We start from the raw sequence: 22163 nt of genomic DNA on the forward strand, positions 1-22163 counted from the left end.
CGTGCTGTCCGACAAGGCCGACGCGGGCATCTCCCAGCTCACCGGAGGCGAGCACTCGGACGGCGCGGTCGTCACCATCGGCGGCATCATCTCCGCCCTGCAGCGCAAGATGACCAAGCAGGGCAACGCCTGGGCGATCGCGACGGTCGAGGATCTCGCCGGCTCCATCGACTGCATGTTCTTCCCCGCCGCTTATCAGCCGGTCTCCACACAACTCGTCGAGGACGCCGTGGTGTTGGTCAGGGGACGCCTCGACAAACGTGAGGACGTGCCCCGGCTGGTGGGTATGGAGCTGACGGTCCCCGACCTGAGCAACGCTCATGCCGGTCATGCCCCGCTCCGCCTCGACATGCTCGAAGCCCATGTGACACCGCGGTCCGTCCAGCAACTCAAAGAGATCCTCCAGGCGCATCCGGGCCCGAGCGAGGTGCATCTGCGGGTACGCGGCCCCGCGAGGACCACCGTCTACCGGCTGGGTTACCGCATCGGTATCCGGCCCGAATTCTGGGCGGATCTCAAAGCGGCAGTGGCCGTGACCCGGGCGACGTGAGCTGCGCACCGCCGCACAGAGCTCACTCGGGCAGGTTGCCGTCGCCGCCCAGGTTGGCGACCATACGGCGCAGCACGTTGATCGTGGTCACGAAGTCGGCGGTGTCGATGCCCTGATGAACCTGCTGATGAACTCTCAGGTTGCGCTCCTTGGCCCGAAGGCGCCCGGCCTCCCCGGCATCGGTCAAGGTCATGGCCCCGGCCTCCTCGGTGAGCCACCCACGGGCCACGAGGTCGTCGAAGACACCGTCGAAGTCGATGCCGAGGTCGTCGTACCTCGTCAGCCGCTCGATCAGCGTCGCGCGGGTCCATCTGCCGGGATCCCCGGCGGCATGGTTGAGCGTCCACCAGTGGGGCTGCGTCAGATCCTCCACCGCCAACTGCTCGCGGATGCCCCCGACCACCCGACGGTATGCCTCGCCGCTCCACGCACCGATGGGCTGGGCAGCCAACTCACTCTGCGAGTACTCCTTGACCGTCACGTTGTTTTCCACGCTCACGCGCTCCCTTCCGGCGAACACCAGGACGTGATCACCGTAAAACCTGAAGTTCACTTGAGGTCAAGGCGACTTCGCTGGCCGGGCAGGCTGTTGTGGTGGATGTGAGTCTGTGGTCTGTGGACCTCAACTGCCTTAGGCTGGGCGACTGTTGGTGGCTTCGTCCGGTCGGTCGGCGTTCTGGAGGCGTCTGTGTCCGGTGCTCCGTCGCGGCGTTCGGCGTTGTTGGGTCTGGCGGTCGCGGGGACCGCGGTGATCGGGTTCGACCCGTTCACCAGGAGCTGGGCGGTGGCGGCGTCGGGCCGACCGCTGCGCGACATCCCCGAGTTGGACGGAACCCTCCATACCGACGAGGCGTCACTGAGCGCCGCTGCCGACGACTTCGGTCACTACATGCACCGCCGCCCGGCCGCGGTGCTGCGCCCGGGCTCCGTAGGGGACGTCGTCGCGATGGTCCGCTTCTGCAACCGGCACGGGCTGCGGGTCGCACCGCGGGGCCAGGGCCACGGCACAAACGGCCAGGCACAGGTCGAGGGCGGCCTGGTCATCGAGACCGCGCCGCTCGCCTCCATCGGCCCGGTCGGTCCGGCCAGCGCCGACGTCACGGTCGGCGCGGGCGCGAAATGGAGCGACGTGGCCCGGGCCACGCTGGCCCACGGCCTGACGCCGCCGGTCTTCACCGACTACCTCGAACTGTCCGTCGGCGGCACGCTGTCCGTCGGAGGCCTGGGCGGCCAGAGCCACCAGCACGGCGCACAGGTCGACAACGTCGTCGAACTGGACGTCGTGACCGGCGCGGGAGAGCTGCTGCGCTGCTCACCGGTCCGGCACCGTGACCTGTTCTTCGCGGTGTTGGCCGGACTGGGCCAGTGCGCGGTCGTCGTCGGCGCCACCCTGCGCCTGGTCCGGGCGCCGGAGACGGTACGCCACTACCTCCTGCCGTACGACGATCTGCGGACCTTCCTGGACGACCAGCGTCTGCTCGTCCGCGAGGGGCGCTTCTCCTACTTGGAGGGCCAGATCGCCCCGGACGCGTCGGGAGCCTTCCGCGAGTACCTCATCGAGGCCGTCGCCTACGGGCCGCCCGCCGGAGACGCCCCCGACGACACCGTGCTGCTGCGCGGTCTGCGGCACGCTCCGGCCGGCGCGCAGATCGCCGACCTCGCCTACTTCGACTTCCTCGACCGGCTCGCTCCCGGTGTGGCGGCGCTGAAGGAGGCGGGGCTGTGGTCGTACGCCCACCCCTGGCTCAACCTGCTGCTGCCCGGCCACCGGACGGCCGACCTGGCCGGCCCGCTCCTGGAGGCCGTCACCCCTGCCGACCTCGGCCCCGGCGGCGTCGTCCTGCTCTACCCGCTGCTGCGCGAGCGCCTGCGCACCCCGCTGCCGCGCATGCCCGACGACCCAGTCCCGTACTTGCTGGCGGTCCTGCGCACCACTCCTCCCGAGGACGTGGCGACGATCGAACGCCTGCTCAGCGCCAACCGCTCCGCCTACGACACCGTCAGCGCGGCCGGCGGCACCCGGTACCCGGTGGGCTCGGTGCCCTTCGGCCGCGCGGACTGGCGGCGGCACTTCGGTCCCGCCTGGCCACGGTTCGCCGAAGCCAGGAAGACCTACGATCCACGCGGAATCCTGGTACCCGGCCAGGGCGTCTTCCGGCAGTGAGCCAACGCACGGCCGGCACAGCGGCCGCGGCGGGTGGTGGCCGTGGGGCCGGGATGTCCACGGCCCCACGGCGGTACGGCGTGGCGGCTACGCGCCACTCGCCCCGAGCATGTCGTCACGCTCGACGATCTTCACGCGCTCGCGGCCCTGCGGCTCGCCCAGCGCCTTCTCCGCGGCGTCAAGCCGGTACCAGCCGTCCCACGTCGTGAAGCGGACGTTCCGGTCGGCGAGGAACGCGTCCACGGCCTCCGGGGCGGGTGAAGCGGGCTCGTGCAGACGGCCGTTGGCGTGGTCGTCGAGCAGGTTGGAGACCGTCTCGTTGGCGTCGCCCTTGGTGTGGCCGATCAGGCCCACGGGCCCCCGCCGGATCCAGCCGGTGACGTACGTGGACTGCAGGTGCGCGCCGGTCTCCTCGATGACCCGGCCGCCCTCGTCGGGAACCGTGCCCGACTCGACGTCCCAGGGCAGCTTGGGCAGCTTGTCCGACAGGTAGCCCACGGCACGGTAGACCGCGCCGAGGTCCCAGTCCTTGAAGACGCCGGTGCCCTTGACGTTGCCGGTGCCGTCGAGAGCCGTGCGCTCGGTCCGCAGGCCGACGACACGGCCGTCCTCGCCGAGGATTTCGGTCGGCGACTCGAAGAAGTGCAGGAACAGCTTGTGCGGCCGGTCGCCGGCATCGCGGATGGCCCAGTTCTCCAGGGTCTTGGCGACCATGTCGGCCTGCTTGTTGCCGCGCCGGGTCGCGATAGAGCCGTCGTCGTAGTCGATGTCCTCGGGGTCGACGATGACCTCGATGGTGGGGGAGTGGTCCAGCTCCCGCAGTTCCATCGGGCTGAACTTGGCCTGCGCGGGTCCGCGGCGGCCGAAGACATGGACCTCCAGGGCCTTGTTCGCCTTGAGGCCCTCATGGACGTTCGGCGGGATCTCCGTCGGCAGCAGCTCGTCCCCGGTCTTGGCCAGGATGCGCGCCACGTCGAGTGCGACGTTGCCGACACCGAGGACCGCGACCTTCTCCGCGTCGAGCGGCCAGGTCCGCGGCACGTCCGGGTGTCCGTCGTACCAGGAGACGAAGTCCGCCGCGCCGTAGGAGCCGTCGAGGTGGACACCGGGGATGTCGAGGGCCCGGTCGGCCGTCGCCCCGGTGGAGAAGATCACCGCGTCGTAGAAGGCCCGCAGGTCGTCCAGGCTGATGTCGCCCGGGTAGTCCACGTTGCCGAACAGGCGGACCTGCGGCTTGTCGAGTACTTGGTGCAGGGCCTTGACGATGCCCTTGATCCGCGGGTGGTCGGGGGCCACGCCGTAACGGATCAGGCCGAACGGGGCAGGCATCCGCTCGAAGAGGTCGATGGACACGCCGGGCTCGGCGGCCACGTCGGACTTCAGCAGCGCGTCGGCGGCGTAGATCCCGGCGGGTCCGGCTCCGACGATGGCTACCCGCAGGGGGCGGGGCATGATCAGTTCCCTTCGAACGATAACAACAGGCGTCTCGTCCGCAACCCTAAACTTAGGTAACCCTGACTTGGTACGCGGGTCCGATCTATGACCTCATAAACGGACCTTATGAGTGGTGGATCCCGCATCTGAAGTGCCCTGGACGGAGGCCTTTCTGGAGCACTCCTAGAGCGGTGGCTCGGTGTCGAGCTCCAGCAGCCAGTGGGCGCTCTGTGCGTCGCCGGCCGAGTCCGGGCCTTGGGAGTCCAGGCCTTGGTGGGCACCGGGGAAGAGGCGCCCCCAGGAGCCGGCCCGGCCGATCGCGGCCAGCCGCCACGCCAGGCTGAGCGCGCGTCGCAGCTCCGGCACGGTGTGGCCGTCACCCGTCCACGGCTCCAGATAGGCGTCCCGCAGTCGTGGCAACGCCTCGGGGCCGTATCGGTCGCGCGCATGCTGGGCAGTGACGAGGAAGCTGCAGAAGGGGTGCGAGACGGCCGCGTCACCCCAGTCGAAGAAGGTGAAACGACCCGGATCTCGTACGAAGATCTGGCCGTCGTGCAGATCGGCATGGTCGAGTGAATCCCCGATGCCCGTGTCCGCGAGCTCCTCGCACCACTCCACCAGGCGGGGGCGCAGGTCGCTGAGCCGCTTGCGATCCGCGGGCGTCAGCCGGGCGTTCTCCGCGACCAGGCGGTCGAAAAGGCCCGGGAGCGCGGTCGTTCGGGCGCTGGGGACGCCGAGTGATTCGATCTTCTCGGTGTGGCCGAGCAGGGCGTGCTGAATGTCGGCGTACTGGCGCAGCAGCTCTTCCCAGGCGCGCGGGTCGTCGAGGCCGCCGCCGTCGAGGACGTCTCTGAACAGGCGGCCGCCGTCCGGAAGCAGAGACCACCCACGATCGGTGTCGACGGCGAGGGGCTTGAGTACATGCTCCGGAACCCAGCCGGCCAGTGCCTCGGTCAGCCCTGCCTCGAACGCGCTGGCGGGCGGGTTGGCCTTGAACCAGACGGCACCGCGGCCTTCGACGGACAGCCGCACCAGTACCGACCACGGCCGCAGCCGCACCCTCCGCGGCCCCGCTTCGCGCAGCCCGTGGGAAACGAGTGCGTCCTTCACCCAGCCAAGGGCAGCCGCACGCCACGCTTCCTGTTCCCAGGGCGTCACCGCGTCCTGATACCGACCTCGGTCCACGACCACCGACGATTCACCGTGCATCGCGCCATCCCACCACCGCGGGCATCGGGGCAGCACCTGGATTTAACGGGCGCCGGTGTCAGTGACTTCTGGAAGTCAGCGGTACAGCCGAGCCTGCTCCATGTGCTCCACCCGGATGTGCTTCCTCCCGAAAGCCTTGCTGAGAACGGGCTCGGCCGCCGCGGGGTCGTCGACGCCCACGAACACGAATCCCGCGCTGTCCACGCCGACCGCGCGCAGCTGGAAGGTGTCGTTCCAGCGGTCCATGTCCGCGCTGATTCGGGCAGCCAGGGCGTCCAGGTCCACCTGGCTGATGTCGGTGTCGTGCAGCCGCACGGTCACCCCCTTCTCGGCGGCACCGCAGATATCCGCGTCGAACGCCTTGGAGGGGATGCGGTACACGTCCGCGGCCCGATCCCCGTCGTCGACCGACAGACCGGTGAAGACGGTGGAGTGGCGGGCCCTGGCCGTCCTGTCGACGTACGCCAGCACCCGGTACAGCGGGGTACTGTCCGGCGGCCCTACCTCCGTCCCGGGACCGGGGAGGCTGCGCACCGGCTGCGTGCCGACGCACACGGTCGGGGAAGCGGAAGTGGAAGTGGAGGCGGACTCGCCGCCGACGCTGCCGGCGGCTGATCCCTGGAGCGTACCGAGCGCCAGGGCGGCTGTTATCGCGGCGCCCGTGGCGCCCTTGGTGCTGCTGAGTTTCTTCATCTGCCCCTCCACGTCCCAGCCGATCGGCTGCCGGTCAACAGCCGATCGGTACTGGGACGCGGGAGGCGGCCGATAGGTTCAAACGCCGCGCCAAGGCCGGTAGTTGGCATTGCCGGACGTCGAAACGGGGCCCGGCTACTGCTCGGACTGCGGCAGGTGTGCCTTCGCGTCGGCATAGGTGGCATCGGCGACCGAATCGGCGGGGGCGTAGACGAGGTTCAGCACACCTGTCTGGAAGGTCTCGGAGGAGATCAGCTTCAGCGGAAGCGGAGTGTCGCCCTCTTCGAACAGTCGCATGCCCTTGCGGACGGCGATGGGGTGGACCAGCAGGTTGAGCTCGTCCAGTAGCCCCGCGTCCAGCAGTTGACGGACGACGGAGACGGAACCGCTCATCCCGATTGTGCCGGAGCCCGGCTCGTTCTTGAGAGCGGTGACCGCCGCCACGAGATCTCCCGTGAGCAGCTCGGAGTTCCGCCAGGTGAAGTCGAGTTGCTGGTTGGACACGACGATCTTCCGGGCGTCGCCGAGGGTCTTGGCGAAGCCGGCGTCCTCGCCGCCGGCCGCTTCCCGCTCGGGCCAGGCGCCCGCGAAGCTGTCGTAGGTCTTACGGCCCAGGAGCAACGTGTCGGCCTCGCCGAGGGTGGCGCCGACGGCCGCCCCCATCTCGTCGTTGAAGTACGGGAAGTGCCACTGGTCGGGCGCCTCCACCACGCCGTCGAGCGAGATGAACAGCCCTGCGATGATCTTCTTCATGCTGGTACTCCAGACAAGTGGCCGGTGATTATCTGCTTCCCTCAGTAGACGACGCCGGCCGGTGAAACTCATCGGTGACGCGTCGTGCGATTCGGGGCCCCGCCTCAGCTCGCAGCCCGGCGAAGCCGCCAGGTGGGCTCGCCGCGACGGTGCCCCCTGCGGTGTCCTCTGCGATGCCGGAAGGGATGAAGGGGCAGAAGGTGCGATTCGGGCTGACCTGAATAGACCGAGGAATCCAATCCGTACCCTTTCATTGCCGTGGGCACCCTTGACACGTGCGTCCTGTTTCGCGACCTTTGAGCCGCCGAACAATTCGAATCCGGATCCTCGCCCGTGGAACGAGTGCGTACACGGCTTGGATCAGCGGACACCGAAGAACGGCAGGACGCGCCGCCAGTACGCGTCATGGGGGAATGAGGGGGGCGGTCGCCCATGCGATCGATGAGTAACGCGGACATCACCATCCACAGACCCGACGAGCTGAGCAGCTCGCTTCGCCGGGCCTGGCATCAGGCGATGGACGAGTCGCCCGAATACGCCAATCCTTTCCTGGCCCCCGAGTTCGCGATCGGGATCGGCAGATACCGCGGTGGGGCGCGGGTCGCGGTCCTGCGGGAGAAGGGGGAGCCCGTCGGCTTCCTCCCGTACGAGCGCAACGCCTTCGGCGTCGGCCGGGCCATCGGGCTCGGCCTCTCCGACTGCCAGGCACTCGTCCATCGCCCCGGGGTCGGCTGGGACAGCCAGGAGCTGCTGCGGGCCTGCGGTCTTTCCGTCTTCGAGTTCGACCACCTCGTCGAGGAGCAGAAGCCGTTCGGCAGACACGTCACGGGGACGTTCGCCTCACCGGTGATCGACCTGGAAGGCGGCGCCGCCGGCAGCTACGCGGAGTGGCTGCGCGGCGCGTACCCGGGGCTGGCCAAGACGACGCTGAAAAAGGAACGCCGCGTGGGACGCGACGTGGGCGAGGTGCGGTTCGTCTTCGACGAGCGCGACCCGCTGATGCTCCGCAGGCTCATGGAGTGGAAGTCCGCCCAGTACCGCAGGACGGGACGGATGGACCGGTTCGGGAAACCGTGGATCGTCGGCCTTGTGGACCACCTCTTCCAGGTCCGCGACGAGCACTTCACCGGTGTGCTGTCCGTGCTGTACGCCGGCGACCGACCGGTGGCCGCGCACTTCGGACCGAGATCGAGCACCGTGTTCGCGTGCTGGTTCACCGCGTACGACCCCGAGTTCCGCTACTACTCGCCCGGGCTGATCATGCACCTTCGGATGGCCGAGGCGGCGGGTCGGCACGGCGTGCGGCTGATGGATTTCGGACGCGGTGACAAGGAGTACAAGGACTGGCTCAAGACCCGTGAGCTGCGGGTGGGCGAAGGGTTCGCGACGCGCCCGCACCCGGTGGCGGCGGCGCACCGGATGTGGCGCAGACCGGTGCGCGGCCTGCGGAACACGGTCCTCGCCCATCCCACGCTGCGGGAGCCGGCCGATCAGCTGTTGAAGACGGTGGGCACGTTACGCACCAGGGTCAAGGCGGACTCCAACAGAGCCGAACCCCACGCACGCTGAGCAGGCTCCCCCACTCCCGGCTTTCACGCCGCGCTCCCTTCGCCACGCTTGGTCGCACCTGCCTCACCGATGCGACCCGCGATGGCGAGAGCCCGCCCTGCCGGGAGGCTCGACAGGCCCTGACGGACGCTCGTGAGAGCGCGCTGTGTGCCTCGGAGAACCCATCGACGGAGGAGGTGACGATGCCGTACGGATCGCGGCTCGCCACGATGATGGCACGGCGACTCGGACGCGAATGCGTCTACATGCCCTCGGCACGGCTGGCTCTGTACGTGGCGCTGCGACGCTGGTGCCGGCCGGGCGCACGGGTGCTCATGTCGCCGGTGAACGACGACGTGATCCTCTTCGTCGTCCTCGCGGCCGGGCTGCGCCCGGTACAGGCGCCCGTGTCCGTATGGGACGGCAACATCGATCCGGCCGCCGTACCGGAGTCGACCTGGCGGAACGTGGACGCCGTCCTGACCACGAACCTGTACGGGATGCCGGACCGGGTGGTGGAACTGCGGCGGCGCTGCGAGGAGTTGGGGATTCCGCTGTTCGAGGACGCGGCGCACGCGATCGGCACGCACGTGGACGGGCAGCCGATCGGGACGTTCGGGAAGGCGGCGGCGTTCAGCCTGTCCAAGCACGTGGCGGCGACGGCCGGCGGGTTCCTCGCCGTCGAGGACGCGCGCTCCCGGCGGGAGCTGGAGCTGCTGCGTGACGACCTCCTGGTGCCGCGCCGCCTCCGCGGTGACCTGGCCGTGACGCTGCGGCCGCTGGCGCGGTCAGGCGTACGCGGCCTCCACCTGGTGCGTCCGGTGTGGCGGACGATGCAGCGCCTCGGGGTGCTGGAACGCGACGACTTCCGTATGGCCCTGCACGCGCCCCGGCTCTCCGGCTGTGCGCGCGAGGCGCCGAGCCTGGCCGCGTACGAGCCGTGGATACGGGTCGACCTGCACGGCTTCCGGGCCCGTCACGGGGCTCTGGTCCGGGGGCAGTTGGCGGTGCGGATGGCTGGGCTCGACGACGACCTCGCCCGGCGCAGGGCCGGGGTCTCGCTGCTGTCGGGTACCGCCTGGACCTCCCCGGCACTGCGCGACCGGGCGACCTACGACGGTCCTCGTCCCCTCTTCCGGGTCCCGCTCCTGGTCCGCGACCGTGACGTCCTCGTGGAACGTCTGGTGAGGCACGGCGTGGTCTCCGGATACGTCTACGATCCCCCGCTCGACGACTACGCGGGTGCGGAGTTCGTCGAACCGTCCCCCGATCCGTCGGCAGCCCGCTGGTTCGCCTCACACGTGCTGCCGGCCGATCCGCTGCTGGCCCGCAAGATCACCAATGCTCTGACGAGAGAACTGGCGGCCCCTTCTCGTCCTTCGGTCCCGGTTCCCGCCCCCGTGCCGGACACCGCGCCACCGGCACCCCTGGGCCAGTGAGACAGTCCGCCGGCCGGCTCGCGGCCGGCGGTTGTCACGGTTGGGTCAGGGTGTCCGGTGGAAGGCGGTGAGCGTGGTCGTGGTCGTGCCGATGGGATGGCCGAGCAGATGCAGCGGCGCGGCCCGCACCCCGGCCGTCTCCACGGCCTGCCAGTACGCGAGGGCCGCCGACCCGTCGACCAGCCCGTGCACCAGCGGAACGTCGGCACCGGACGCGTGCAGCAGGGACTCCAGCCGGCACGAGGCGACCGTGCCGGTGAGCCAGGGCTGCGCGAGATACCCCGCCGCGGCCGGGGCCGGCAGCCCGTCGGCGACGTGCCGTTCGGTGGCGCCGACGGCGAGCAGCCCGCCGCCGACCACGAGCACGTCCTTTCGGGACCGCATCCGGCTGATGGCGCGGTCCGTGTCGAAGCAGTGCGGGAACGAGTCGTCGACCACCGTGGTGCCGGGTCTCAGCCGGTCGATGTCGAGGAGCGTGCCGCCCCCGCTGACCGCGGTGACGACCAGGTCGGCCTCGTACACGGCGGACGGAAGCCCCGCGTCCGACTCCACCACGTCGACGGCATCGGCCAGGGCCTGCTCGCGCAGGCTCTCCGCGAGCTCCTTCAGCCGCGGCCTGCTGCCCGCCACGTCACACAGCAACAGCCGGGCGGGCGGGCGCCGGGCCTGGGTGAGCAGCAGGCGCAGCGACGAGGCGCCGATGGATCCGAGCCCCACGACGGCGACGGTGAGATCGCTCAGCTCCTGCCCGGTGGCGTCGAGCGCGGCATGCACGGTCCTGACGACGGAGACGACCGTCGCGGCATGGCCGGTGGTGACGGCCGCGGTCGCCTCGGTCGCCCGGAGCACGTCGAATCCGTAGCCGGTCAGCGACGGGATCATGCCCGCCAGAGAGACGGACCGGGCGCCGAGAGACGAGGCATGGTCCACCGCACGGGCGGCGTGACCCACGAGGGCCGCCCCGGCGGTGAGTTCGTCCGCGAACAGCGGGACGCACACGAAGCCCGACCGGCCGAGCGGTGTCGTCATGGTCTCCAGAAGCCGTGGCCGGCCGTCCGGGAACAGCAGAGCGCGCAGCTCTTCGCGCGGCAGTGCCTGCGCGGGCAGGCCGGCCAGTCGCGAGAGATGGGCCGGGGAGGGCAGATAGCCGACGAGTGCGGCATCCATCCGCCCCTCGGGCCGTGGTGCGATCAGGCTCGGCGTGGGCCGGATCACCGCCCGCGCCAGCCTGTCGCGCACGGTGTCGGCGAACGCGGCCAGCGTGGCGGGGGCGAACGCCGCCGCCGAGCCGCGCACGGTGACGCGGAGACGGTCTCCGTCGGGGCGCACCGCCATGAACACATCCGTCCCGACCGGAGGCGGCGTGAACTCGCTGTCGCTGTCGTCCCACGCGACCCTCAACGTCTCCCCGCTCACCGGACCCAGGGCGGAGAAGTCCAGGAAGGTGAAGAAGAACTGGGAGGTCAGGGGAAGACCGTTGGCCTGCCGAGGCACGGCGCCGTCGGATGTCCGCGCCGCGACGGCCTCGGCGACGACCCGCCGGAGATCACCACCGAAGTCGCCGGGCGCGTCATGCTTCGCGAGGCCGGGCACGGCGGAGTCCGGACCGGCCGGACGTACGGGTACCGCGGTGGCGAACGGGCCGAACACGCGGTTGACGTCAGGCAGACCGTGGTCCCGGCCGCTCACGGCCAAGCCGAGAACCAGGTCCCGCCGGCCGGTCACGACGGCCAGGGCCTGGTAGTACGCGGTGAGCAGGGGCGCGTACAGCGTGGCCCCCGCACCGGACGCGAGCTTGCGCAGCCGTTCCACCTGATCGGCTCCGACCAGGAATCCGGCGGAGTGGAACGGGGCCGGGCGGTCCGTGGTCCCGGGGCCGGTCTCCTGTCCCGGGAGCTCTGCGACGCCCGCGCGCAGTACGGGCATCCGGTACGGAGCACTGATCCGCGCGGGCCGGTCCTCCGCGGGCCGGGCGAGCTGGATGGCGTAGTCGCGGAAGGTGCTGCGCGGTGTGGGCAGTGCCGCCGATTCGCCTCGGATCAGCCGGTCGTACAGCGCCATCAGCTCCCGCACGAGCAGCGCGGCGCTGTACCCGTCGCCGATGATGTGGTGGGCGTGCACGACGAGTACATGGTGGTCGGGGGAGAGCGTGAGTACGCGAAGCCGCAACAGGGGCCAGGCCCATGGTTCGAAGCGGCGCCGTCGCTCGGCGGCGACCCGCTCCTCCAACTGGTGCGGCTCGGCGAGCGTTTCGAAGTCGACCGGCAGGCGCAGCGAGGGCGGGAGTTCCTGCTGGACGGGTGGCCGGGCCCCGGCGGGAAAGACCGTACGCAGCATCGGGTGATGCGCCACGAGGGCGTCCACCGCCGCCTGGAAGCGGTCCGTACGCAGCGGTCCGGACAGGCGCAGTCGCGCGAGCCACGAGGAGGCGGCGCCCGGCGCGATCGCTTCGGCGAGCAGGAAGCCGCGCTGGCCGGGGGTGACGGGGAAGGGCGAAGGCCCTGCGTCGGGGCGCGTGCCGGCGCCCCTTGAGCCCGTCGGCCGGTCGTCGGCCACGGCCGCGGCAGGGTCCTCGGCGCCGGCCGCGTCCACCGCTGCGGCGAGGGCGGTGAGGGTGCGGTGGGCGTAGACGACGGTCGGCCTGGGCAGCGGGCCGCCACCCTGCTTCTCCAGACGGTCGAAGACCTCCAGGACGAGCAGGGAGTCACCGCCGAGGGCGAAGAAGTCGTCCTCGCGGCAGATCTCGGCAACGTCGAGCAGCGCCGACCAGACGCGGGCCAGCCGGAGTTCGGTCGGCGTCGCCGGAGGGGTGCGACGGGAGGCCGCCGTCGAGGTTTCCACGCCGGGCGCGGAGCCGTCGGCCTCGGAAGCGAGGAGTACGCGGCGGTCGATCTTGCCCGTCGCGGTGAGCGGCAACGCGTCGACATGGATGATGCGGGCCGGAAGCATGTACTGCGGCAGGACACCCGCACAGTGCAGCCGCAGGGCCACGGCGTCCGGCCGAGGGGCGCCGGGCCGGGCCGTGACGAAGGCGACCAGACGGTGGTCCCGCGCGAGCGCGACGGCCTGCGCGACGTCCGGATGCGTCTGGAGTACGGCTTCGACCTCGCCCGGCTCGACGCGGTGCCCACGGATCTTCACCTGGTCGTCGACGCGTCCGAGGAACTCCAGCGTGCCGTCGGGGGAGAGCCGGACCCGGTCGCCGCTGCGGTACCAGCGCCGCCCGCTCCTGGTGGTGAACGCGGCGGCGGTCAGGGCGGGTTCGCCGAGGTAGCCGGGTGTCAGACCGACCCCGGTGATGAGGAGTTCACCCTCTTCGCCGGGCGCCCGGTGCTCCCCGTCCGGACCGGCCACCGCCACCTCGGTACCCGTGACGGGGCGGCCGATCGGCAGCCGGCGCACGTCGTCAGCGGGGCGCGCGGTGATGAGATGACACGTCGCGTTGATGGTCGCCTCGGTCGGTCCGTAGAGGTTGGCGATCCGCTGACCGTCCCCGAAGAGGTCGAACCAGCGGCGTACGTACTCGGCCGACAGGGCCTCGCCGCCGACGTGGATCCATCGCAGAGCCGACAGGTCGGGCCGCGGCGAACCACGCCGTACCCGCTCCTCGGCCGCCGTCAGCAGCCGCTCCCACAGAGTCGGTACGGAGCTCCATACGGTGATCCGGGCCCGTTCCACATGCGTGAGCAGCAGATCGGGGTCACGCACGAGGTGCCACGGCACGGCGACCACGGTGGCGCCGACCAGCAGCGGGGCGAGCAACTGGCGGACGGAGGCGTCGAAGCAGATCGACGCCGTCTGGGCGAGACGGTCCCCGGCGGCGTAACCGAAGGTGCCGATGGCCCAGTCCAGGTAGTTCTCCATCGCCCGGTATGTGATGGGCACCGCTTTCGGGCGGCCGGTGGAGCCGGAGGTAAAGATGACGTAGGCCACGGAGTCGGCGTCAACGGGGGTGTCCGCCGCATGAGTTGTACGAGTCTCCGCCCCGACCGAGCCTCCCGGCCTGTCCAAGTCTCCGTGCGTGTCGGGGTGTTCGGTGGGAAGCGGTCCGTCGACGAACACGAGGTTCACGTCGGCGAGGGTGGTGGCCGCCGCGTGGCTCGGGGCGTGGCAGACGACGGTACGGGCGCCCGACCGGGCGACCTGGTCCGCCAGCCGAGCCGGAGGGTGACCGGAGTCCAGCGGGACCCAGCCCGCACCGGCCCGCAGGATGGCGACGACTCCGACGACGGTGTCGGCACCGGGTTCGGTGAGGAGCCCGACAAGATCTCCGGGCATGACACCGTGCGCGCGCAGCCTGTCGGTGAGGGAGCGGGAGGCCCGGTCGAGTGCCGCGTACGTCAGGGTGGTCTCGCCGGTGTCGACGGCGACGGCGTCCGGGGTGGCGTGGAACTGGGCGAGCAGCCGTCCGACGACGGTGGCCCGGTCCATGTTCTGCCGGACCGCCGGGAACGAGGCCGACGGGCGGCCGAGTGCCGCCAGCTCGTCCTCGTACTCACGGGCCAGGCGGGCCACGGTCGACGGGTCGAAGAGCCGGACGGGGAAGTTCCAGGAGAAGCGCAGGATCGGCTCGTCCTCCCAGCACAGCAGACTCAGCCGGGTCGCCGCGGAGGCGGTCCCGGCCGCGGTCGGCCGCACCGCCACCGGGCAACGCTCGTCCAGGGCGGCCGGGAAGCGGGCGAAACTGAAGCTCGCCGGGCTCGCCGTCCGGGGCCCGCGGTGGTCGCCCGGGAGCAGCCGGGCCAGGTCGAGGCTGCTGAGCGAGGCATGGTGTTCGCTCTCCAGCCAGCTCCGCCGCAGCCGCTCGGCCAGTACCGGAACAGATTCGTCCGGGTCGGCCTCGCACAGCAGGGGCAGGGTGTCGGCGAGCGGACCCACGAGCCGGTCCAGGCCGTGGAGTCGGGCGTCGCGCCGGGCGCGGGCGATGTTGACGGTGATCTCGCGCTGTCCGCTCCACCGTGCCAGGCAGCGCACGTAGGCGGCGAGCAGCAGATGGAACAGGGACACGTCGTGAGCGGCGGCCCGCTCGCGCAGTGCCGCGGTGAGCGTCGGGTCGAGTGCGCGCTGATGAGTGGCGAGCGGGGCCGAGGGAGGCGCCGAGGGATCGCCGTCGTAGGGCAGCCGCAACGGTGGGCCCAGTGAGGCCAGCCGCTCGGACCAGTAGTGCCGGTCCGCCGCGAACTCGGCGGAGGACCGGTCCTCTTCAGTGGTGGCGGCGTATCGCGCGAAGTCCAGATCGAGCCGGGGCAGCGACGGTTCGCGCCCCTGGGACAAGGCGGTGTAGAGCGACCAGAGGTCCTCACTCAGGACGTTGAGGCTGTAGCCGTCGCCGGCCGCGTGATGGATCACCAGGACCAGATGGGCCAGGTCCGCGCTCTCCCTGGCGAGTACCGCGCGTACCGGAGGCTCGGCGGCGAGGTCGAACGGCCGGTTGCACAGGGCGGCTTCGAGATCTTCGATGCTCTCCGCCTCGATGCTCTCCGCGGACTCGCGCACCTCGTACCAGGCGGACAGGGGTGCGGGAGGCGCGGTGTACTGCCGTGGCGGCGTTCCGCCGCGCTCGATACGGATCCGGAGCATGGGGTGCCGGTCGGCGAGCGCGCTGAGGGCCTGCCCGAGCAGGTCGGTGTCGAGGGGGCCGCGGATCGTCTGCCGGACATAGCCGTGGGGCGGGATGTCCGGGTGCAGCCGGCCGCTGGTGTGGAAGGCCAGCTGGACGGGGGTCACCGGGAAGGGGGTGCCGTGCGGGACGCCGGCCCGGACCAGGCTTCGGGAGGCGGTGCCGCCATCGGCTTCCGTCGCATCCGCGACCGGCGTGGGAACGGCGGCGGGCGTGTCCGCGAGGCGTGCGGCCAGCTCGCGGACGGTCCGGTGCTCGAAGAAGAGCGTGGTGGGCAGGGTTCTGCCCAGGGTCTGTTCGAGCTGCTTGACGAGGTCGACGGCGGTGAGTGAGTCGAGGCCCATGGAGAGGAACGGCTCGTCGTCCGAGACTGCGGCGGGCGAACGGCCCAACGCCGCGCCCAGCAGCTGCCGCAGCAACTCGGCGGTGCCGGCCACGGGCGTGGACGCGCCGTCGGGCGTGAGCCGGTGGGCGCGTACGAGGGGTTTGCCGTCCGTCGGTGCCGGTGCCGGTGCCGGTGTTGGTTGTGCAGGCGCGGGCGCCGGTCTCGTTCCTGCCGGAGGCAGCGGGGACGTACGGAGCGGGGTCGGTGTCAGGTCGGCCACCAGCAGCTGTGCCGCATCGAGACCGCAGGCCGTTCGCAGCGCCGCCAGCGCGGGCGCGGTGGCCAGCGGGCGGCCCCCGGCGTGCGACACGCCGGTCGGAGATGTGTCGGTGGAGACCCCGCCCAGCGCCGCGGCGAGTCCTGTCTCGGCGAACGCCGCGAAGTTCAGGGACTGCCAGGGCCGCCCGGCGTGGCGTTCCGAGGCGGCGAACGCGTCGAGGAAGGCGTTGGCGGCGGCGTAGTCGCCGAGGGCGCCCGCCAGACCGGGCAGCACCGACGAGACCGAGGAGAACGCCACGCACACCGCCGGGCTCCGGCCGTGCCGTCGCAAGGCCAGGGAGAGCAGCTGGCTGCCGCGCGTCTTGGCTGCCAGTACCTGGCCCATCTCCTCCGGGGTCTTGTTCCGCAGCGTCCCGGGCCGCACCATGCCCGCAGCGTGGAAGACGGCGTCCAGTGACGGCAGTCGGGCGATGAGAGCGTCGACGTCCTGCTCGTCCGCCATGTCGGCCATCTCGTACCGGGCGGTGGCGCCCAGCGCGCCGAGTTCGTCGAGCAGCCCCGCCGGAGGCCGGGGGGACCGGCCCGCGAGGACGAGGGTCGGGCGGCCGAGGGCGGCCAGGTCGCGGGCGAGCGCGGCACCGATCCCACCGCCGCCTCCGGTGATGAGGAAGGTGCCGTCGACCGGCAACGGGTTCGACACGGAGAGCATGGGATCGGCCGGCACCGGCGTGAACGTACGGGCCAGTCTGCGCCCCGCGCGCCACGCGACGGTGCTGGTCGCGCCCGGCACGCTGTGCGCACCCAACTCGGCCAACTCGGCCAGCACGGCCTCCAGCCGCTCCGACGGAGTGTCGAGCGAGCAGAGGTCGACGCTGGTCGCCAAAAGCCCCGGGGTCTCCTGGGGGAGAGCGAGCGCGAGACCGGTGAGCAGGGCCTGGGCCGGGCGCGGCCGTTCGGGTGCCGTCCCCGTGGTGTGCACGTCCTCGGTCAGCAGGAGCAGCCGGTCGGCCCGTACCTCGTCGAGCAGCGCGACCGCATCGCGGAAAGCCGCCAGGCCGGTCTCCTGGGCGAGGCCGAGAGCGGCGGGTGTACCGAGGTCGGGAGCCGGTCCGGCGAGAAGCACGACCGTGTCCGGCGGCGCGTCACCCGTCCCATGGACCCTGACACCACGTGCCGCGAGCTGCTCGGCGAGCGTGCGTACGGAAGAAGCGTCAGGGCCCGTCACCTGGACCGAACGCTCCACGGGCAGCGCAGCGGTGGGGTTCGGCAGGGGAGAGTCCTCCCACGTGACCCGGTGTAGCAAGGGGCTCGTCGGCGGCTCGGCCCAGTGCCGCCGGCGCTGGAAGGGATACGTGGGCACCGGGACGCGGCGATTCCCCGCGTCGAGGACGGTACGGTCCACCGGCACGCCGCGCGACCACAACATGCCCACGGTCGCCAGCAGCGCTCCCCGCCCCTCTCGGGCACCGGCAGCCTGCGCGGCGGCGGGCGCAAGGCCGTCGCGGATCTCCGGGAGCGCCGGTATCGCCACCACTCGGGCAGCCACTTGGGGCGTCGAATCCGCGACCGGTTCCCCGGTCGGATCGCCGGTCGGATCCGAGTCGCGCCGTCGCCCCGCTGTTGCCGCGAGGACCGGCCCCGACAGCGTCGCGCCGTGCCCGAGCTCCACGAACGTGTCGTAGCCCTCGTCGATCAGCCGCTCCACGGCAGCCCCGAACAGCACCGGCCGAAGGGCATGGCGGCGCAGATACTCCGGGTCCAGCGACGGCTGCCACTCGGCGGTGACCGTACTCATCAGCGGAACCGTCGGGGTGTGCGGGGTGAGAGCGCGCGCCGCATCCGCCAGCGCGTCGGCGATCGGCCGCATGAGCGGCGAGTGGAAGGCACGGGACACTCGAAGGCGACGTACGGCGATGCCCCGTGCGGTCAGTTCGCCGACCGCGTGCTCCACGGCCCGGATGCTGCCGGAGAGCACGACTTGCCCGGGACCGTTCCTGGCGGCCACGGCAAGGGTCCCCTCCGACGCGGCCACCACCGCGGCGACGGCCTCGTCGTCACCGCGCACGGCGACCATGGCGCCGGGCTCGGTGAACTCGCCCATGAGACGACCGCGTTCGGCGGCGAACCGTACGGCGTCGTCAAGGGTCAGCGCCCCGCTGACACAGGCGGCGGCGATCTCGCCGACGCTGTGTCCGGCGACCGCATCGGGCTCCACGCCCCAACTCCGCAACTGGCGGGCGAGCGCCACACCGAACGTGACGAGCAACGGCTGGGCGATCTCCGTGCGGTCCCGCGTCACGGGATCCGCCGCTTCGTGCAGGCACCAGTCCACGAGGTCCCGGCCGTGCACCGGACCGAGGAGCGCGGACGCCTCGTCGAAGGTGTCCCGGAAGACGGGGGCCGTCCTGTACAACGCCTGCCCCTGCCCCGGGCGTTGTGCCCCTTGGCCGGGCAGCAGGAAGACGACCCTCGGCCGGGACCGGACGACGGCTCCGGGGAGGACACCACCGGCAGCCACCGCGGCGAGGCGTTCGGGCAGCTCACCGTCGGCGACAACGGCCAGGCGGTACGGCCCGTCGTCCGCGGAGGTGCTCGCGCTCAGGCAGACATCCCCCTCCGCCGGCTCCGGGTGGTCGCGCAGCTGCGCGGCAAGGCCGGATACGCGGGCCCGCAGACCTGACGCGCTGCGGGCCGACAGGGTCAGCAGATGAGGGCCCTCGTTGTGCCGCGAGGCGCGGGCCGGTGGCGGTGGCGGTGGGGCCTGTTCCAGGACAGCGTGGGCGTTGGTGCCCCCGAAGCCGAAGGCGTTGATCCCCGCCGTCAGAGGGCCTGTCGACTCCCAGTCGCGGAGCTCGGGGACCACGGAGAAGCCGGCCAGGCCGGGGCCCGGCGAGAGCGGTGTGTGGTGCAGGGAAGCGGGAAGCCGGCGGTGGCCCAGCGCCAGCACCACCTTCACCAGCGCGGGCAGGGCGGCCGCGTTCAGGAGGTGTCCGATGTTGGTCTTCACCGAACCCAGGAGTCGCGGCTGTCCGTCGGTCCGTGGCGGAAAGGCGTGGGCGAGGGACTGCAGTTCGATCGGATCGCCGACGGTTGTGCCCGTACCGTGGGCCTCCACATAGCTCACGGACGCGGGGTCCACACCGGCTTCGGCGTACGCGCGAGTGATGACCTCCCGCTGCCGCAGCGGGTTGGGCGCCATCAGACTCAGCGATCGGCCGTCGTTGTTCACCGCTGTGCCGCGGACCACCGCAAGCACGGTGTCGTCGTGTCGCCGGGCGTCGTCGAGGCGTGTCAGTACGATCGCCGCACCGCCTTCGCCGGGCACGAATCCGTCGGCCGCGGCGCTGAAGGCACGGCTTCGGCCGGTGGGCGAGAGTGCCTGTGCCCCTTCCAGCAGGCGGTATCCGGTCGGTGTGAGGTTGAGGTTGACCCCGCCGACCACGGCGATGTCGCATTCGCCGTCCAAGAGGCTGCGCCGCGCCAGGTGCAGCGCCACCAGCCCTGAGGAGCAGGCGGTGTCCACGGCGAGCGCGGGCCCGTCCAGATCCAGACTCTGGGACACGCGCGCCGCGACGAGATTGGGCAGGTTCCCGGTCAGCGCCGACACGGGCAATCCGGCGCCGTCCGCCGCCGCCCGGTTCAGGATCTCGCGGTATCCGCTCTCCCCGACGGCCGCGAAGACACCGATCCTGCGACCGCGTCGCCTGGGCCCGGCGTAACCGGCGCGCTCCAGTGCCTCGTGGGCGAGTTCGAGGAAGAGCCGGGCCTGTGGGTCGATCGCTCGGGCCTCCTCCTCGTCGATGCCGAAGTACTCGGCGTCGAACCCGGCCGGGTCATCGAGAAACGCACCCCACCGGGCGCGGGGCGACGCACCCGGCTGGTCCTCGTCGCCGCTCCGGCCGCCCACAGATCCCTCCCGCCGTTCCTCAGCGGCGTCCCATCGGCCGGGCGGCACAGCGGTGACGGCGTCATGCCCCTCGCTGAGCAACTCCCAGAAGGCCTCGGGCGTTTCGGCCCCGGGGAACCGGCAGGCCATGCCGATGATCCCGGTCGTGGCGGTGGCGGTGGCGGTGTCAGTGACAGGGGTTGCGGCCGTGGCCTTGGCCGATGAGTCTGCCGCGTCCGGTGCGCTTTCGCCCGCCGGTGTCCCTGCCCGGACCGCCGCGAGGAGATGGTCAACGAGCCCGGCGACCGTGTCGTGGTCTCGTATGACGGCCGGTTCCAGGGTCGTGGCGAAGGCCTCTTCCAACGCGGCGAGGACCTCCATCGCCTTGAGCGAGGTACCGCCCAGGCTGCCGAAAGGGTCGTGCGAGCCGATGGCGGTCCCGGGCAGGTCCAGCACGCGCGCCCACACGCCCCGCACGATGCGCTCGGTGTCCGGCCGGGAACGGGGCACGGCCGCCCGAGGAGAGTCCGTGGGCGGGTTTTCGACGGGTGGCTTCTCCGATGCCGATGCTGATGGCGATGCCTTGAGACCGGCGGCGACGGCGGTCGACGCATACGCGCCCGCCTCGAAGCGGGCGCGCAGCCGCTGCCGCTGCAACTTGCCGCTCGTCGTGCGGGGGAACGCGCCGGGCGGCAGCGCCAGCACCCGTACGTCGTCGTGCAGCAGGACCTCGCGCACGCGGGCCGCCACCCGGCCCAGCACCTCGGCCGCGGCGCGCGGTGGCCGCGCCCAGGGGACGAAGACCACGACGCGTTCACCCCCGGTCACGGGGTCGGTCGAGCCGATCACCGCCGCGGCACCCGGGGGCAGACCGGGCGTGGCGGCCACCACTCCTTCCAGGTCGGGGGCGTGAAAATTCCGGCCGTTGAGGAAAAGTACGTCCTTGTGGCGCCCGGTCACACACAGGCGTCCGTCCCGCAGGAACCCGAGGTCGCCGGTGTGCAGCCAGCCGTCGGCGAAGGCCGCCGCGGTGGCCTCGGGAAGACGGTGGTAGCCGCGCGCGATCTGCGGGCCACGCACCTCGATGTGCCCCACCCGCCGATCGCCCAGGAGGTGTCCGGCGTCGTCGACGATGCGGACGGCGCAGCCCGCCACCGGACGGCCGACGTCCATCAGTTCCACCAGTTCGGCCGGTTCCCCGGCGGAACCGGCCGGAGCGGCCTCGACGACGAGGCCGCGGCTGAGCGCCGCGCGGTCCAGCACCAGCGGCGCGGCCACCTCCTCCAACGGCGGGAAGGTCACCGCCAACGTCGCCTCGGCGAGCCCGTAGACCGGCTGGACCGCCCGTGGAGCAAGACCCGTCGGCCGGGTCTTGCGTACGAAGTCCCGCCACACCGTCGCCGCGATCGGCTCGGCCCCCACGGAGATGAGCCGTACGGGGGAGAGGTCCAGCCGTTCCATCGCCGCGTCGGGGATACGCCGAACAGCCAGCGCCAGGGCGAAGTTCGCCGCCGAGAGCACCGTGCCCCGGTGTCGTGCCGCGACCTCGAACCACACGAGAGGTCGCTTGGCGAACGACAGCGGTCCGATCTTCACCTGCTTGGCCCGGGCGGCGAGGGGAGCGAGATGGGTGCCGATGAGCCCCATGTCGTGGAAGTACGGCATCCAACTGACCATCACGTCCTCGGCGGTGAGGGCCGAGGCGGTCCGTATCTGCTCCAGGTTGGCGACCACCCCGGCATGGGTCAGCTCGACACCCTTCGGCGCGCCCGTACTGCCCGAGGAGAACTGCAGGAACGCGAGATCGTCGGGCCCGGCAGCGGCAGGCGTGCGCAGTGCCGCCGCCTCCTGCAGGGAGCCCAGCCGCAAAGCACGTATCGTGTCGGGGAGTTCGGACAGCAGGGACTCGGTCACCGCGTCCACCACCACGGGCGGCCGGCCGAGCAGTTCCCAGACCGGTACGACCCGTCGGACGTCCGGAGCCAGCGGAACGGGCACGAGGCCGGCGGCGAGCGCGCCCCAGAACATCGGCTGGAAGTCCTCGCTCCGGTCCGCCAGCAACGGCACGCACGTCCCCGGCGCCACGCCCGCCGCCACGTACCCGCCTGCGACGCGCATCGACACATCGGCCAACTCGCGCAGGGTGACGGTCAGTTCGCTGCCGTCTCCGCGGACGTGGACGATGACTTGCTCCGGGACCTCGCGGGCCGCGTCCAGCAGTATGTGAAGCAGTGTCATGTCGCCCAATCGGCCCGTTCATCAG

General features: G+C 71.6%; 10 protein-coding genes. 4 read left to right on the forward strand and 6 right to left on the reverse strand.

Going from position 1 to position 22163, the window contains the following annotated elements; all coding sequences use genetic code 11:
• Positions 1-550 (forward strand): OB-fold nucleic acid binding domain-containing protein (locus AB0I18_RS01940; protein ID WP_363103387.1); only part of this gene is annotated, 550 nt, incomplete at its 5' end.
• A gap of 22 nt (positions 551-572) precedes the next feature.
• Here the strand turns inward: AB0I18_RS01940 and AB0I18_RS01945 are convergent.
• Positions 573-1043 (reverse strand): MarR family transcriptional regulator, encoded by a 471-nt coding sequence (locus tag AB0I18_RS01945; RefSeq protein WP_363103388.1) that lies wholly within the window; start codon positions 1041-1043, stop codon positions 573-575.
• A 195-nt stretch (positions 1044-1238) separates the two neighbouring features.
• Between AB0I18_RS01945 and AB0I18_RS01950 the strand changes: the two genes are divergently transcribed.
• Positions 1239-2714, forward strand: coding sequence for an FAD-binding protein (locus AB0I18_RS01950; RefSeq protein WP_363103389.1), 1476 nt, complete (start codon positions 1239-1241; stop codon positions 2712-2714).
• Between the two features lie 87 nt (positions 2715-2801).
• On the opposite strand, the gene AB0I18_RS01955 is transcribed toward AB0I18_RS01950, so the two are convergent.
• From AB0I18_RS01955 to AB0I18_RS01970, 4 genes are all read right to left on the reverse strand, one after another.
• Positions 2802-4166, reverse strand: coding sequence for an FAD-dependent oxidoreductase (locus AB0I18_RS01955; protein WP_363103390.1), 1365 nt, complete (start codon positions 4164-4166; stop codon positions 2802-2804).
• A gap of 165 nt (positions 4167-4331) precedes the next feature.
• The gene (locus tag AB0I18_RS01960) at positions 4332-5357 is read right to left on the reverse strand and encodes an aminoglycoside phosphotransferase family protein (RefSeq protein ID WP_363103391.1); all 1026 of its coding nucleotides are present in this window, start codon (positions 5355-5357) and stop codon (positions 4332-4334) included.
• Positions 5358-5432: 75 nt separating this feature from the next.
• On the reverse strand, positions 5433-6050 hold the full coding sequence (locus AB0I18_RS01965) for a hypothetical protein (protein WP_363103392.1): 618 nt from the start codon (positions 6048-6050) through the stop codon (positions 5433-5435).
• 135 nt (positions 6051-6185) lie between these two features.
• Entirely contained in the window at positions 6186-6803 is a 618-nt protein-coding gene (locus tag AB0I18_RS01970; protein ID WP_363103393.1) for a dihydrofolate reductase family protein, read from the reverse strand.
• Positions 6804-7235: 432 nt separating this feature from the next.
• On the opposite strand from AB0I18_RS01970, the gene AB0I18_RS01975 reads away from it, so the two are divergent.
• Together AB0I18_RS01975 and AB0I18_RS01980 are read left to right on the forward strand one after the other, a co-directional pair.
• Complete coding sequence (locus tag AB0I18_RS01975; RefSeq protein WP_363103394.1) at positions 7236-8372, forward strand: GNAT family N-acetyltransferase; 1137 nt, start codon at positions 7236-7238, stop codon at positions 8370-8372.
• A gap of 182 nt (positions 8373-8554) precedes the next feature.
• Positions 8555-9790: a DegT/DnrJ/EryC1/StrS family aminotransferase gene (locus AB0I18_RS01980; protein WP_363103395.1), complete on the forward strand. Its 1236-nt coding sequence runs from the start codon at positions 8555-8557 to the stop codon at positions 9788-9790.
• A 45-nt stretch (positions 9791-9835) separates the two neighbouring features.
• Here AB0I18_RS01980 and AB0I18_RS01985 read toward each other — a convergent pair whose 3' ends face one another.
• Positions 9836-22138, reverse strand: coding sequence for an amino acid adenylation domain-containing protein (locus AB0I18_RS01985; protein WP_363103396.1), 12303 nt, complete (start codon positions 22136-22138; stop codon positions 9836-9838).
• Positions 22139-22163: the final 25 nt, after the last annotated feature.

The organism is Streptomyces sp. NPDC050704 (assembly GCF_040654355.1).
GTDB lineage: Bacteria > Actinomycetota > Actinomycetes > Streptomycetales > Streptomycetaceae > Streptomyces.

Bases quoted from the DNA above. Each gene is read 5' to 3' on its own strand.
- AB0I18_RS01985 (WP_363103396.1), bottom strand. From the start codon at position 22,138: ATGACACTGCTTCACATACTGCTGGACGCGGCCCGCGAGGTCCCGGAG.
- AB0I18_RS01955 (WP_363103390.1), bottom strand. From the start codon at position 4,166: ATGCCCCGCCCCCTGCGGGTAGCCATCGTCGGAGCCGGACCCGCCGGG.
- AB0I18_RS01970 (WP_363103393.1), bottom strand. From the start codon at position 6,803: ATGAAGAAGATCATCGCAGGGCTGTTCATCTCGCTCGACGGCGTGGTG.
- AB0I18_RS01965 (WP_363103392.1), bottom strand. From the start codon at position 6,050: ATGAAGAAACTCAGCAGCACCAAGGGCGCCACGGGCGCCGCGATAACA.
- AB0I18_RS01975 (WP_363103394.1), top strand. From the start codon at position 7,236: ATGCGATCGATGAGTAACGCGGACATCACCATCCACAGACCCGACGAG.
- AB0I18_RS01960 (WP_363103391.1), bottom strand. From the start codon at position 5,357: ATGCACGGTGAATCGTCGGTGGTCGTGGACCGAGGTCGGTATCAGGAC.
- AB0I18_RS01980 (WP_363103395.1), top strand. From the start codon at position 8,555: ATGCCGTACGGATCGCGGCTCGCCACGATGATGGCACGGCGACTCGGA.